The following is a 13,653-nucleotide window of genomic DNA, read 5'->3' as shown; positions in this document are numbered from 1 at the left end:
GGTCGTGGCGCTTGGTCGCCTGACGGTTGAATGCGAGCGCCATCTCAGCGCACCTCCGTCTTCGAGCCGCGCAGCTGCACGACGTAGGCGATCACGGCGGTGATGATGCCCATGATGATCGCGATCGTTGCGGCGTAATTGAACTGCTGGCCCGCGAACGACAGGTTGTACGCGTACATGTTGGGCGTGAAATACGTGGTGATCACGTTCGGGGCGAGAGGGCGCAGGATGTTGGGTTCGTTGAAGAGCTGGAAGCTGCCGATGATCGAGAAGATGCTGGCGATCACGAGAGCGCCGCGCACGGACGGGATCTTGATCGAGAAGATCGTGCGCCACGCGCCGGCGCCGTCGAGTGAGGCGGCCTCGTACATGTCGGTGGGGATGGTCTTGAGCGAGGAGTAGAAGATCAGCATGTTGTAGCCGACGAACTCCCACGTGACGATGTTGCCGATCGAGACCAGCATCCATTCCTTCGCGAACGGCGTCAGCGCATCGAACCCGAGGAAGTCGTTGAAATTCGCCGTGAGCCCGAACTGGTCGCCGTAGATGTACCCCCACATCAGCACGGCGACGACGGCAGGAACCGCATACGGCAGGAAGATCAGGATGCGGAAGAACGAGGCGCCGCGGAGCCTCGCGCTGTCGAGTGCGAGCGCTGCTCCGAGGGCGAGCACGAGCATGATCGGCACCTGGATGACGAGGAAGATCAGGACGCGTCCGAACGCTTCCCAGAACTGCGAGTCGGTGAGGGCGCGGACGTAGTTGTCGAGCCCCACGAACGCCGTGCCGCCGATGAGCTTCTCCTGGAAGAAGCTCAAGTACATCGCGTAGGCGAGCGGGGTGAGGAACACGAGGGCGAACACGACCATGAACGGGCCGACGAAGGCCCATCCCTTCCAGTCGCGCTTCTCACGGCGCCGGATGCCTGTGCTTCCGAGCGTCGCAGTGAAATCAGTCGTCATCGACGAGACCTTCTCTTGATAGTGCGCATGCAGCGCGATGTGTCAACGTCAACATATGCGATCGACTGCTAGTGTGTCAACGTCAACACATGAACGGATTGATCATCGTGTCCTCTGAGTCATCACCCGGACCGCAACGGCGGAGAGAGCCGTCCATGGAGGACGTCGCGCGTGAGGCGGGTGTCTCGGGTCAGACGGTCTCGCGAGTCGTCAACGCGCGCGGATACGTCGGCGCCGACACGAGGACGCGTGTCGAGCAGGCGATGCAGAGCCTCGGATATCGTCCGAACAGCGCCGCCAGGGCACTGCGCTCCGGGCGGTTCCGCGCCATCGGCGTCATCATGTTCTCGTTCAGCTCATACGGCAATCAGCGCACACTCGATGCGATCGCCGTGAGGGCCGCGGCGATGGGATACGCGCTGACACTGATCCCAGTGGAGTCGAGCGCGCGCGAGACGGTGGCCGGTGCGTTCCGCAGGATCGAGGAGCACGCCGTCGACGGCATCATCATCGTGATCGAGGCGCATCAGCTCGATGAGGCCGAGGTCGAGATGCCGCACGGGCTGCCGGTGGTGTTCGTCGACTCGAACCGCGGCACGAGCCATCCGTTCGTCGACACCGACCAGGCACAGGGCGCGCGGCTGGCGACCGAGCACCTGCTCGATCTCGGCCACGAGACGGTGTGGCACGTCACGGGACCTGCGAAGTCGTACTCAGCCGAACGGCGACGCGAATCGTGGCGGGCGACGCTCGAGTCGCGCGGCAGGGAGATCCCGGAGGTGATCTCGGGAGACTGGTCAGCGGCCTCCGGATATCAGGCAGGTGTGCGCTTGCGCGCGATCGCGTCGGTCACCGCGGTCTTCGCCGCGAACGACCAGATGGCGATCGGAGTGGTTCGCGCCTTCCGCGAGAGCGGGCGGGACATCCCCGCAGACGTCAGCGTCGTCGGCTTCGACGGGTTGCCGGATGCTGCGCAGCTGTGGCCGCCGTTGACGACCGTGCAGCAGCACCCGGAGAAGGTCGGCGCACTGGCCGTGGACGCTCTGCTCGCAGAGCTCGACAGCGGAGAGCACGTTCAGACCCCGCTGGTCGGCACCGAACTCGTCGTACGGGAGAGCACCGCGCCTCCGCATGTGTCGCGCTAGGCGCGTGTCAGCGCCAGAGCACGCCCATGCCGGCGTTGGCGAGAGTGAGCAGACCGATCAGCCCGAACACCGCTGAAGGCACAGCCTCACCGCGCTTCTGCCGAGCGGATCCGATACCGATCATCGCGCCGATGATGAGCAGCACGACGAGCTTCACGCCGATCTTGACGTAGTCGAGGTCGTAGGAGATGCCCCACGGGGCGGCGAGTGCGAGGCCCGCCAGGCCCGCGATGCCGAGGCCCCAGTCCATGATCCTGGTGACCTGCCGCTTTCCGCCGAAGGCCTGCACCGCCCACGCGCCGAACAGCACGGCGAAGCCGATGAGGTGGATGAAAACGACGATCAGGCGCAGAGTCTCCATGCCCGACACGCTAGCCGTGCGCGTGCGCTGCCGCCAGGAAGGCGAGCCTCAGTCGCGCAGCGCACGGATGACCAGGGCTGTGCGCAGCGCAGCATCCGCCGCCTCAGCGCCCTTGTCCTCCTTGGAGCCCTCGATGCCGGCGCGATCCAGCCCCTGCTGCTCGTCGTCGACCGTGAGCACTCCGAAACCGACGGGCTTGCCGGCATCCAGTGCCACCCGGGTGAGACCGTCGGTCGTCGCAGACGACACGTACTCGAAATGGGGAGTGCCACCGCGGATGATGACGCCGAGAGCGACCACGGCATCCGCTCCGCCGGCGAAGGCGGCCTGCGCAGCCACTGCCAGCTCGAACGACCCTGGCACGCGCACCAGCCGATGCGTCGCGTTCGCGGCGTTGAGCACGCGCTCGGCGCCGGCGATCATGCCGTTCGTGATCACCTCGTGCCAGGTGCCGGCGATGATGACGACGTCCAACCCCGTCGCGTCGATCGGTTCGCCGGGTGCGGGGGCCCCTGCGCCGCTCATGCCTTGTTCTTTCCGTGTGCGAGTGCCTCGGCCAGCTCGGCTTCGCCGATGATGTGGCCCATGCGGTCGCGCTTGGTCTCCAGATACTGGTGGTTGTTCGGGCCGACGCCGACGATCAACGGCACCTGCTCGATGACATCGAGACCGAGTTCGCGCAACTGCTTCACCTTGTCGGTGTTGTTGGTCAGCAGACGCACCTTCGAGACACCGAGATCGCTCAGGATGCCGCCCGCAGCCGCGTATTCGCGGGCATCTGCAGGCAGGCCGAGAGCCAGGTTGGCGTCGACGGTGTCGAGCCCCTCCTCCTGCAGGCTGTAGGCGCGCAGCTTGTTGATGAGACCGATGCCGCGACCCTCGTGACCACGCATGTAGATGACGACGCCGCCCTGCTTCTCGATCGCATCCAGAGCCGCGTCGAGCTGCGGGCCGCATTCGCACTTGAGCGATCCGAACGCCTCGCCGGTCAGGCACTCGGAGTGTACCCGCACCAGAGCCGTCTCTTCGAGTTCACCCGAGACCACCGCGATGTGATCGGTGCCCGTCACGCGGTCCTTGTAGGCGAGGAAGCGGAAGGTGCCGTGATCGGTGGGCACCGTGGCGTCCGCTCGCAGACTCACGCGACGTTTGCCGGCGCGCGAAGGCTGCACCGGACCGTCCAGCGGGTCGATCTCGTTGAGGTGCGCGATCAGCTGCTCGATCGTGATCACCGGCACACCGTCACGCGCGCCGAGATCTTTCAGACCTGGCAGGCGCATCATGCTGCCGTCTTCGGCGACGACCTCTGCGATCGCGCCGACGGGCTGGAGCCCTGCGAGCTTCATCAGATCGACGGCAGCTTCGGTGTGTCCGCCGCGCTCTCGCACACCGCCGTCGACGGCGCGCAGCGGAAGCACGTGGCCGGGGCGGATGACACTCGTGGAGGTGGATGCCGGGTCCGCGAGCACGTTGAGCGTGCGTGCGCGATCGGACGCGCTGATTCCCGTCGTGACGCCCTCTGCGGCATCCACACTGACCGTGTACGCGGTCGAGCGGGCGTCTTCGTTGGCCTCCACCATGGGCGGCAGGTTCAAGCTGTCGGCGAGATCGGCCGGCATCGGTGCGCAGATGAATCCGGACGACCAGCGCACGGTCCACGCGACCCATTCGGGGGTCGCGAGTTCCGCAGAGAGGATCACGTCGCCCTCGTTCTCACGGTTCTCGTCGTCGGCGACGATGACCGGGCGGCCGGCGCGCAGCGACTCGAGAGCTTCTTCGATGGTGGCAAGGCTCATCGCGAGCCTCCTTCCGATGAAGCCCGGAACGCGAGCAGGCGCTCCACATGCCGGGCGAGGATGTCGGTTTCAAGATTGACGCGATCGCCGACGGCACGGGAGCCGAGTGTGGTGGCGACGAGAGTCTCAGGGATGAGCGAGATCTCGAACCACGCCTCAGCGGCGGACCCTGAGCCTGTCGAAGGGTCGCTCACGGCGCTGACCGTCAACGAGGTGCCATCGACGGAGATGGAGCCCTTGTCGACGACGAGAGGTGCGAGGTCGGCTGGCAGGCCGATGCGCAGTACGCTCCAGGCGTCACCGGGACGGACGTCGACGACCGCGCCGACTCCGTCGATGTGCCCTTGCACGATGTGGCCGCCCAGCCGGGCACCGACGGGCATCGCCTTCTCGATGTTGACGCGCGTGCCGACGGATGCTGTCGCAAGAGCCGACACGTCGAGCGTCTGCTTCATGACATCGGCGTCGAACGTGTCAGGGGTCGAGCCGACCACGGTAAGGCAGACTCCAGAGACGGCGATCGATTCGCCGTGGACGGCGTCGAGTGCGGCCTTGGGCGCACGCACGGTCAGGCGCCATCCGTCGCCGGCCGGCGTGATGGCGGTGATCTCGCCGATCTCTTCGATGATTCCGGTGAACATCAGCGGACTCCCTCGTTCTGCGATTCTGTGAAATGCGCGACGGCGAGCAGATCGGCACCGAGCGGCACCCATTCCTCGATGGTCAGGCGACGCGCGGCATCGATCGTCGGCACGCCGATGTCTGTGAGCGCGACGCGGTCGCCGCCCAGCAGCACCGGTGCGACGTAGGCGAGCACCCGATCCGCGAGGCCGGCGGCGATGAACGCGCTGGCGAGTGTCGGACCGCCCTCGATGAAGGCGGTCTGGATGCCGCGGTCGTGCAGATCCGCAACCACGACGTGCAGGTCACGGGTGCCGTAGAACACCGCCTCGTGCGGGTGGCGGCGCACCGCGGCATCCGCCGGCGTCTCGCGTGAGCCGATCACCACGGGGATCGGCTGGTGCTCGTACAGCCTGTCTCCATCGCGTGCGGTGAGTGCAGGGTCGTCCGCGAGCACGGTGCCGGTGCCGACGATGATCGCGTCGGCCGCGGACCGACGACGATGCACATCGGCACGAGCGGCGGGCCCGGTGATCCACTGGCTCGTGCCATCGGCCGCTGCAGCGCGGCCATCGAGGCTCTGCGCCCACTTCACGGTGATGTGCGGACGTCCGAGGCGCTGCGCGGTCAGCCAGTCGGATATCAGCGACCTGGCGTCGTCGGCCTGTTCGCCGGCCTCGACCTCGACACCGGCGCCGCGCAGTCGCTCGGCACCGCCGCCGGAGGCGGCGCCCGGGTCGTCGAGGGCGTAGATCACACGTGAGATGCCGGCGTCGATGAGTGCGACGGCGCAAGGACCGGTGCGACCGGTGTGGTTGCAGGGCTCGAGGGTGACGACGGCGGTCGCGCCGCCGGCGGCGTCGCCATGGAGCTTCGACAACGCATCGACTTCGGCGTGCGGGGTGCCCGCTCCGTGGTGCCAGCCCTCTGCGAGGATCTCGCCTTCGGGGGAGAGGATCACGGCGCCGACCTGAGGGTTGGCCCCTCGGGGTCCGCGTGCTGCGAGTTCGAGCGCACGCGTCATCGCGTGGCGTTCCGCCTCGTGCACTGCCATCCGTCGTCCTTCTGCTCTCGCTCCGGGGATGACAGACGGCGCGCTCTCACGCATCGTGCTGCCTCCCTTCCGGACTAGTGAGAAGTCTTTCTCACATCACCGTCGGTACCGGAATTCCACCGGATCGGCATCTCGGTTTCCCTCGACGCTCGCGGACTGTCACCGCCGGTTCGGATTCACACCGACCCCGGAGCACGTTTATGCCCAGTGTACTCAACGCATTCACACGCATTTCATTCCGTGACGGTCCTACGATTCCTGAGCCTGTCGAAGGATCATTTCAGCAGCCGCGACAGCCGCCGATCGGCGAGCGGCTTGCCGCCGGTCTGGCAGGTGGGGCAGTACTCCATCGATCTGTCGGCGAAGAACACGCTGCGCACAGTGTCGCCGCAGACCGGGCAGGGTTCTCCTCGCCGCGCGTGCACCTGCATCCCTCGGCGTTTGGCGTCTTTGAGGTCGGCGGGTGGTTTTCCGGATGCTTCGGCCACGGCATCCGTCAACGTCGTGCGCATCGCGGTGAACAGGCGATCGACCTCGGCTTCGTCGAGTTTGCCGGCGATCGCATACGGCGACATGCGTGCGGCGTGCAGGATCTCGTCGGAGTAGGCATTACCGATGCCGGCGATGACGGATTGATCGCGCAGCAGCCCCTTGATCTGCATCCGCCGACCTTCCAGCAGCGCGGCGAACGCGGCGCGGTCGAATGAATCCTCGAGCGGATCGGGTCCGAGCCGAGCGATGCCTGGCACCTCTTCAGGATCGCGCACCACATAGACCGCCAGCGACTTCTTCGTTCCGGCTTCCGTGAGATCGAAGCCGCTGTCGTCGTTCAACGCGACGCGCAGCGCGATCGGGGACTTCCCCGGCTTGATGAGCGTCGTCGGAAGCATCTCGTACCATCGCAGCCACCCGGCCTTCGCGAGATGGAACACGAGGTGCAGGTCGTCACCGCAGGAGAGGACGATGAACTTGCCGTGGCGCGCGGATGCCGTGATCTCGGCCCCGTGCAGAGCGTTGTTCGGAGGATCGAACGTCTTCAATGCGGCGATGTTGCCCACGCTCGTGCGCGTGATCGTTCGACCGACCGCGCGCTCGCCGAGAAACGCGACCAGCCCCTGCACCTCAGGCATCTCCGGCATGCGCCCATCCTGCCACCCGCATCCGACACGCGCAGCAGCTGGTGAGAATCCGCCTCACGCCAGAACGGACCACTCGACAGGGGTGCGGTCGTCGGTGGGAAGCAACCCTGCGACCCAGCCGTCGTCGCGGCCGCGCGGGCTCGTGAGCGCTTGCCGCTGGAGCCCTTCGTAGCGGAAGCCCAGAGCACGCGCGGTGCGGGCGGATGGCACGTTCCCGGCGACGGCCTGCCAGCGGATGCGGGCGAGATCCAGCTCGGCGAACGCCCAATCGATCACCACGCGACACGCCTCGACCATGAATCCCTGCCCGCGGGCATGCGCGGTCGCCCAGTAGCCGAGCTCGGTCGACCCGCCGCTGGAGTGTGGCGTGATGTGATGCAGGCCCACGACTCCGACGAGCACGCCGTCGTGGAAGATGCCCCAGACCGCCTGGCTGCCGTCTTCCCACCACTCGGCGACCAGCTTCACGAAGCCTTCACCGTGCTCACGCGTGTACGGACTCGGAACGGTCGTCCAACGCGGGATCTCGGGGTCCTGGCACGCGGCCGTGATCGCGTCGATGTCGGCTGGCGTCGGCGCGCGGAGCACGAGGCGGTCGGTGTGAAGGGTCACGGGTTCCATCCCGGAATCCTATGGCGTGCCGTTCGCACGGAAGACGCCCCGGCTCAATGTCCGAGGCGCGCATTACACTCGTCAGGTGACTGTTCCCGGGATTCTGCGCGCCTTGGAAGAGGCCTCTCTGTACCACGACGCCCTCACTTGGGCGCAGACCGATGCCGATCTCGGACTCGTCGACGGCCTCGATGCCCCGACGATAGCGGGGCTGCTCGACAAGCGAGCGAGCTCCGGTCATCCGGCATCACTGCTCGTCGTCGCGCCCACAGGACGTCGCGCGGAATCGCTCGCGGCCGCCCTCGGCTCCTACGTGCCGGATGCTGAGATCCTGAGCTTCCCCGCATGGGAGACCCTGCCGCACGAGCGGCTGAGCCCGAGTCCCGACACGGTGGGGCGACGGCTGGAGACGCTTCGTCGCATCACCACTTGGTCGGGTGAGCGCCCGCTCATCGTGGTCGCCTCGGTGCGAGCAGCATTGCAGCCGATCGCCGCCAACCTGGGTGACACCGCACCGCTGTCCCTCGTGCTCGGCGGCAGGGAACTCGAGCTCGACGATGCCATCGAGCAGCTCGTAGAGCGCGCGTACTCGCGGGTCGACATGGTCTCGCGCCGCGGCGAGTTCGCCGTGCGCGGCGGCATCCTCGATGTCTTCCCTCCGACCTCGGAGCATCCGTACCGCGTCGAGTTCTTCGGCGACGAGATCGACCAGATCCGTGCCTTCTCGGTGGCGGATCAGCGCTCGCTCCCCGGCGACGTCGAGCGAGTCGAATTGCCGGCGACCCGCGAACTGCTGCTCACCGCCGATGTGCGCGACCGTGCGCGCTCGCTGATCTCGGGGTTCCCTGCGATCGCCGGGATGCTGGAGAAGATGGCGGAGGGCATCCCGGTCGAGGGGATGGAGTCGCTGCTGCCCGCGGTGTCCGGTCCGCTCAAGGCGCTCGCCGAGTACTTCCCCGAGGGAACGGCCGTCGCGCTCGTCGACCCCGAGCGATCGAGCGCCAGAGCACAGAGCCTCGGCGAGACGAACCGAGAGTTCCTCGATGCTGCCTGGAGCGCCGCGACATCGGGCGCCTCCGCGCCCATCGACCTCGGCGCCGGCGACTTCGTCAGCGTCGCGCGGCTGCGTGAGATCGTGCGTGAGCGCGACGGCGTCTGGTGGCGGTTCAGCCCGTTCGCGACCGACGACGACGATGCGGCGAACATCGACGCCTCGATCATCCCGTCGTTCCACGGCAACGTCGACGGTGCGATCGACTTCGTCGACGGCAGGCTCGCCGACGGGTGGCGCCTCGTGATCGCAGCATCCGGCACAGGCCTCGTCGACCGTGCCAGAGACGTGCTGTCCGACCGTGGCCTCGCCGCGCGAGTGGTCGATTCGCTCACGGATGCCCCGGAACCCGGCGTCGCCACGCTCGTCCTCGGCGCGCTGGAGTCGGGGTTCCAGGTGCCGGAGGCGAAACTCGCGGTTCTCACCGACAACGAGTTCTACGGTCGTACCATCGGCGGCGACCAGCGTGTCGTCAAGCGGCTCGCCTCGCGCCGCAAGAATGTCGTCGATCCGCTGCAGCTCAAGAACGGCGACTTCGTCGTGCACGCGACGCACGGTATCGCGAAGTTCATCGAGATGACGCAGCGCGAGGTCTCCAGCGGAGGACGCAACGCCACCAAGACCACGCGCGACTATCTGGTGCTGGAGTACGCGCCATCCAAGCGCGGCTACCCGGGCGACAAGCTGTACGTGCCGACGGATCAGCTCGATCTGCTCTCGAAGTACGTCGGCGGCGAGGCACCCACGCTCTCGAAGATGGGCGGCAGCGACTGGTCGGCGGCGAAGGGAAAGGCCCGCCGTGCGGTGCGCGACATCGCCGTCGAGCTCGTGAAGCTGTATTCGGCGCGGATGTCGGCGAAGGGCCACGCGTTCGGGCCGGACACGCCGTGGCAGCGCGAGCTGGAAGAGGCATTCCCGTTCGCTGAGACGCCGGATCAGCTGCAGACGATCGACGAGATCAAGGCCGACATGGAGCGACCGATCCCGATGGACCGGCTGCTGAGCGGCGACGTCGGATTCGGCAAGACCGAAGTCGCTGTGCGCGCCGCGTTCAAGGCGATCCAGGACGGCAAGCAGGTCGCGATGCTCGTGCCGACCACGCTGCTGGTCAAGCAGCACTTCGAGACGTTCGCCGAGCGCTTCGCCGGGTTCCCTGTGAAGGTGAGGGCGCTGTCGCGCTTCCAGACCGACAAGGATGCGCGACTCACCCTGGAGGGGCTCCTCGACGGCTCGGTCGACATGGTCATCGGCACCCACCGCATCCTCACCGATCAGATCATCTTCAAAGATCTCGGGCTGCTCATCATCGACGAGGAGCAGCGCTTCGGTGTCGAGCACAAGGAGAAGCTGAAGAAGCTGAAGACCAACGTCGACATCCTCGCGATGAGCGCCACACCCATCCCGCGCACGCTCGAGATGGCGGTCACCGGCATCCGTGAGATGTCGACTCTCGCCACTCCGCCGGAGGATCGGCATCCGATCCTCTCGTTCGTCGGCCCGCGCAGCGACAAGCAGATGGCCGCGGCGATCAGGCGCGAGATCCTGCGCGAGGGCCAGATCTTCTTCGTGCACAACCGGGTGCAGTCGATCCAGCGCGTGGCTTCGGAACTCGCCGAGCTCGTGCCGGAGGCGCGGATCGCCGTCGCCCACGGCCAGATGGGCGAGCACCAGCTCGAGCAGGTCGTCGACGACTTCTGGGAGCGCAAGTTCGACGTGCTCGTCTCGACGACGATCGTCGAGACCGGCCTCGACATCTCCAACGCGAACACGATCATCATCGACAAGGCAGACAAGTACGGCCTCAGCCAGTTGCACCAACTTCGTGGACGCGTCGGCCGCGGGCGCGAGCGCGCGTATGCGTACTTCCTCTACGACGACTCTAAGCCGCTGTCCGAGACCGCTGCAGATCGCCTGCAGACGATCGCGGTGAACAACGATCTGGGCAGCGGCATGCAGGTGGCGCTCAAGGACCTCGAGCTGCGCGGCGCAGGCAACATGCTCGGCGGCGAGCAGGCGGGGCACATCGCCGGCGTCGGCTTCGATCTGTATCTGCGCATGGTCGGCGAGGCCGTGGCGACCTTCCGCGGCGAAGACGTCGAGACCGGCAATGAACTACGGATGGAGCTGCCGGTGGACGCGCGCATCCCCGAGACCTACATCGACAGCGAGCGCCTGCGCCTCGAGGCGTATCAGAAGCTGTCTGCCGCTGCCGCCGCGACGGCGAAGGACGATGCGATCGACCTCGTGATCGAGGAACTCACCGACCGATACGGCACCCCGCCGGAAGAGGTGGAGGGCCTCGTCGCCATCGCGCGTCTGCGTCGCCGCGCGGCGCGTGCCGGGCTCGCGGACGTCGTCGCGATGGGGTCGAACCTTCGGGTGGCGCCGGCGCGCCTCGAGGACTCGATGAAGGTGCGGCTGCAGCGACTGTACCCTGCGGCGAAGCTCATCGGTGGGGGAGAAGCACTGGTCGTGCCGCTCCCGCGCCCCGGCGGCGAACCGCCGACGGATGCCGGTCTGCTGGAGTGGGTCGCGCAGCTGTTCACCGCGCTGTTCCCCGAGCCCGTCGCCGCGGCCTCATCGCCTGCGGCATCCTGATCGCCCGAGAAGCACGACGACCTGCCTGAGTGGTGCGGGTGCGCCGGATGTTCCGCGGCGCTAGTCTTGCCGCATGCTGTACGAGCACCTTGGGGCTCGGCCCCGAATACATGACACCGCCGTCATCGCGCCCACCGCCGTCATCTCCGGCGACGTGGAGATCGGTGCGGACTGCCAAGTGCTGCACGGCGCCGTGATCACCGCGGAGGGCGGCCCGATCACACTCGGCGAGAACGTCATCGTGATGGAGAACGCCCTGCTGCGAGCGACAGCGGCGGATGCCGTGCACATCGGCGCGCACTCGCTGATCGGCACCCTCGCCAGCGTCGCCGGCGCGAGCATCGGAGAGGAGGTCTTCCTCGCCTCAGGCGCTCGGGTGTTCAATGGTGCGAGGATCGCAGAACGTTGCGAAGTGCGAGTGAACGCGATCGTGCATCGTCGTGCCGTGCTGCCGGAAGGGACCGTAGTGCCGATCGGCTGGGTCGCCGTGGGGAATCCGGTGCAGCTGTTCTCGCCCGATCGCGCTGAGGAGATCGCCGCTGCGCAACCCGAACTCGACTTCCCCGGTCACGTGTTCGGCGTAGATCGCGACACCCCGGACCTCATGGTGCAGCTCACCGAGCGTTACGGTTCGTCGCTTGCGCGCCACAGAGACGACCTGCCGGCCTGAGGGATCGGTTTCGACTCGCTGCGCTCGCTCAACCCGTTTCGTCTCGCTGCGCTCGCTCAACGCCCCGCGGACGCGCCCCTCGGACGCCCCTCACGGACGCCCCTCACGGACGCCCCTCACGGACGCCTGGCGGGGGCGTAGTCGCTGCGGGTCGTTGAGCGAGGAGCGCAGCGATCGAGACGAAACGCGTTGAGCGAGCGTCAGCGAGACGAAGCGCCTTGTCAGCTCAGATGACGCCCTGGGCGAGCATCGCCGTCGCGACCCGCTGGAAGCCGGCGATGTTCGCGCCGGTGACGTAGTCTCCGGGAACGTCGTACTTCTCGGCGGCCCGGAACGCGGCGTCGTGGATGTCGGCCATGATCTCGCGCAGCTTGTTCTCGCTGTCACCGAAGGTCCAGCGCTGACGCGACGCGTTCTGGCTCATCTCGAGCGCAGAGGTCGCGACACCACCGGCGTTCGCGGCCTTGCCCGGCGCGAACAGCACGCCGGCCTGCTGGAACGCGGCGACCGCATCCGGCACGCAGGGCATGTTGGCGCCTTCAGAGACCGCGCGAACACCGTTCGCGATGAGCGCCTCGGCGTCGGCGAGGTTGACCTCGTTCTGCGTGGCGGAGGGAACCGCGATGTCGACCGGAACCTCCCACACGCTACCGTTCTCCACGAAGCGCGCGCTCGCGCGCCGGTTCGCGTACTCGACGATGCGGCCGCGCTCGACCTCTTTGATCTGACGCAGCAGATCCAGGTCGATACCGGCGTCATCGACGATGTACCCCGAGGAATCGGATGCCGTGACCGCCGTCGCGCCGAGCTGAGTGGCCTTCTGGATGGCGTAGATCGCGACGTTCCCGGAACCTGAGATGCCGACGCGCTTGCCCTCGAGCGACTCGTTGTGCACCGCGAGCATCTCCTGAGCGAAGAACACCGCGCCGTAGCCGGTGGCCTCGGTGCGCACCTCGGCGCCACCCCAGCCGGTGCCCTTGCCGGTGAACATGCCCGACTCGTGACGGTTCGTGATCTTGCGGTACGAGCCGAACAGGTAGCCGATCTCGCGGCCGCCGACGCCGATGTCGCCCGCAGGAACGTCGGTGTGCTCGCCGAGGTGGCGGTACAGCTCGCTCATGAACGACTGGCAGAAGCGCATGACCTCTGCGTCGGAGCGGCCGTGCGGATCGAAGTCCGACCCGCCCTTGGCTCCGCCGATGCCCTGGCCGGTGAGGGCGTTCTTGAAGATCTGCTCGAATCCGAGGAACTTGATGATCGACAGGTTCACCGAGGGGTGGAAACGCAGTCCGCCCTTGTACGGGCCGAGCACCGACGAGAACTGGATGCGATAGCCGCGGTTGACCTGCATCTTCCCGGCGTCATCGAGCCACGGAACACGGAACATGATCTGGCGCTCCGGCTCCACGATCCGGTCCAGGATGCCGGCCTCGACGTACTCCGGGTGCTGCTCGAGGACTGGGGCGATCGTTCCGAGCACCTCGTGCACGGCCTGCTGGAACTCGGGTTCGTGCGGGCTGCGGGCCAGTACCGTGTCGAACACGGGCTGGACGGACGCGGTGAGCGGGTGGAATTCGGTGTGGGTTGCGGTCACGCGGGACGGCTTTCTGAAGAGTGTGGCTGAGGGGGGCGATCGTGTCGCGG

12 protein-coding genes and 1 riboswitch are annotated in these 13,653 nt (G+C 67.2%); of the genes, 3 read left to right on the top strand and 9 right to left on the bottom strand.

Annotated elements, in window-relative coordinates; all coding sequences use genetic code 11:
- Positions 1 to 44: 44 nt before the first annotated feature.
- The gene (locus tag JF52_RS0102340) at positions 45 to 962 is read right to left on the bottom strand and encodes a carbohydrate ABC transporter permease (protein ID WP_033104881.1); all 918 of its coding nucleotides are present in this window, start codon (positions 960 to 962) and stop codon (positions 45 to 47) included.
- A gap of 155 nt (positions 963 to 1,117) precedes the next feature.
- Here JF52_RS0102340 and JF52_RS0102335 point away from each other — a divergent pair, with 155 nt between their 5' ends.
- Entirely contained in the window at positions 1,118 to 2,107 is a 990-nt protein-coding gene (locus JF52_RS0102335) for a LacI family DNA-binding transcriptional regulator (RefSeq protein WP_084595486.1), read from the top strand.
- 7 nt (positions 2,108 to 2,114) lie between these two features.
- On the opposite strand, the gene JF52_RS0102330 is transcribed toward JF52_RS0102335, so the two are convergent.
- From JF52_RS0102330 to JF52_RS0102300, 7 genes are all read right to left on the bottom strand, one after another.
- Positions 2,115 to 2,468 (bottom strand): hypothetical protein, encoded by a 354-nt coding sequence (locus JF52_RS0102330; RefSeq protein ID WP_033104880.1) that lies wholly within the window; start codon positions 2,466 to 2,468, stop codon positions 2,115 to 2,117.
- A gap of 48 nt (positions 2,469 to 2,516) precedes the next feature.
- Entirely contained in the window at positions 2,517 to 2,993 is a 477-nt protein-coding gene (ribH, locus tag JF52_RS0102325; protein ID WP_033104879.1) for a 6,7-dimethyl-8-ribityllumazine synthase, read from the bottom strand.
- Positions 2,990 to 4,264: a bifunctional 3,4-dihydroxy-2-butanone-4-phosphate synthase/GTP cyclohydrolase II gene (locus tag JF52_RS0102320; protein ID WP_033104878.1), complete on the bottom strand. Its 1,275-nt coding sequence runs from the start codon at positions 4,262 to 4,264 to the stop codon at positions 2,990 to 2,992. Before JF52_RS0102320 ends, ribH begins: the two co-directional genes overlap by 4 nt.
- A complete protein-coding gene (locus JF52_RS0102315; protein ID WP_033104877.1) occupies positions 4,261 to 4,905 on the bottom strand; it encodes a riboflavin synthase in 645 nt (214 codons plus the stop codon). Before JF52_RS0102315 ends, JF52_RS0102320 begins: the two co-directional genes overlap by 4 nt.
- Positions 4,905 to 5,939 carry a bifunctional diaminohydroxyphosphoribosylaminopyrimidine deaminase/5-amino-6-(5-phosphoribosylamino)uracil reductase RibD gene (gene ribD, locus JF52_RS0102310; RefSeq protein ID WP_033104876.1) on the bottom strand — a complete coding sequence of 345 codons (1,035 nt, stop codon included), beginning with the start codon at positions 5,937 to 5,939 and terminating at the stop codon, positions 4,905 to 4,907. The genes JF52_RS0102315 and ribD overlap by 1 nt, the downstream gene beginning before the upstream one ends.
- A gap of 51 nt (positions 5,940 to 5,990) precedes the next feature.
- Positions 5,991 to 6,139, bottom strand: a riboswitch (FMN riboswitch).
- A 75-nt stretch (positions 6,140 to 6,214) separates the two neighbouring features.
- On the bottom strand, positions 6,215 to 7,078 hold the full coding sequence (locus JF52_RS0102305) for an Fpg/Nei family DNA glycosylase (RefSeq protein WP_033104875.1): 864 nt from the start codon (positions 7,076 to 7,078) through the stop codon (positions 6,215 to 6,217).
- A 54-nt stretch (positions 7,079 to 7,132) separates the two neighbouring features.
- A complete protein-coding gene (locus JF52_RS0102300; RefSeq protein WP_033104874.1) occupies positions 7,133 to 7,699 on the bottom strand; it encodes a GNAT family N-acetyltransferase in 567 nt (188 codons plus the stop codon).
- 76 nt (positions 7,700 to 7,775) lie between these two features.
- On the opposite strand from JF52_RS0102300, the gene mfd reads away from it, so the two are divergent.
- Positions 7,776 to 11,339: a transcription-repair coupling factor gene (gene mfd / locus JF52_RS0102295; protein WP_052166903.1), complete on the top strand. Its 3,564-nt coding sequence runs from the start codon at positions 7,776 to 7,778 to the stop codon at positions 11,337 to 11,339.
- Between the two features lie 73 nt (positions 11,340 to 11,412).
- Complete coding sequence (locus tag JF52_RS0102290; RefSeq protein WP_033104873.1) at positions 11,413 to 12,009, top strand: gamma carbonic anhydrase family protein; 597 nt, start codon at positions 11,413 to 11,415, stop codon at positions 12,007 to 12,009.
- Positions 12,010 to 12,235: 226 nt separating this feature from the next.
- Here the strand turns inward: JF52_RS0102290 and gdhA are convergent, their stop codons facing one another.
- Complete coding sequence (gdhA, locus tag JF52_RS0102285) at positions 12,236 to 13,603, bottom strand: NADP-specific glutamate dehydrogenase (RefSeq protein WP_033104872.1); 1,368 nt, start codon at positions 13,601 to 13,603, stop codon at positions 12,236 to 12,238.
- Between the last annotated feature and the right edge of the window lie 50 nt (positions 13,604 to 13,653).

Source organism: Microbacterium profundi, assembly GCF_000763375.1.
In the GTDB taxonomy this organism is placed as follows: Bacteria; Actinomycetota; Actinomycetes; order Actinomycetales; family Microbacteriaceae; genus Microbacterium; species Microbacterium profundi.
Note: the sequence above shows the minus strand (reverse complement) of the source record. Positions and strands in the feature narration are given on the sequence as shown.

Bases quoted from the DNA above. Each gene is read 5' to 3' on its own strand.
- JF52_RS0102335 (WP_084595486.1), top strand. From the start codon at position 1,118: ATGGAGGACGTCGCGCGTGAGGCGGGTGTCTCGGGTCAGACGGTCTCG.
- JF52_RS0102340 (WP_033104881.1), bottom strand. From the start codon at position 962: ATGACGACTGATTTCACTGCGACGCTCGGAAGCACAGGCATCCGGCGC.
- JF52_RS0102320 (WP_033104878.1), bottom strand. From the start codon at position 4,264: ATGAGCCTTGCCACCATCGAAGAAGCTCTCGAGTCGCTGCGCGCCGGC.
- JF52_RS0102305 (WP_033104875.1), bottom strand. From the start codon at position 7,078: ATGCCGGAGATGCCTGAGGTGCAGGGGCTGGTCGCGTTTCTCGGCGAG.
- JF52_RS0102290 (WP_033104873.1), top strand. From the start codon at position 11,413: ATGCTGTACGAGCACCTTGGGGCTCGGCCCCGAATACATGACACCGCC.
- ribD (WP_033104876.1), bottom strand. From the start codon at position 5,939: ATGGCAGTGCACGAGGCGGAACGCCACGCGATGACGCGTGCGCTCGAA.
- JF52_RS0102330 (WP_033104880.1), bottom strand. From the start codon at position 2,468: ATGGAGACTCTGCGCCTGATCGTCGTTTTCATCCACCTCATCGGCTTC.
- JF52_RS0102315 (WP_033104877.1), bottom strand. From the start codon at position 4,905: ATGTTCACCGGAATCATCGAAGAGATCGGCGAGATCACCGCCATCACG.
- ribH (WP_033104879.1), bottom strand. From the start codon at position 2,993: ATGAGCGGCGCAGGGGCCCCCGCACCCGGCGAACCGATCGACGCGACG.
- JF52_RS0102300 (WP_033104874.1), bottom strand. From the start codon at position 7,699: ATGGAACCCGTGACCCTTCACACCGACCGCCTCGTGCTCCGCGCGCCG.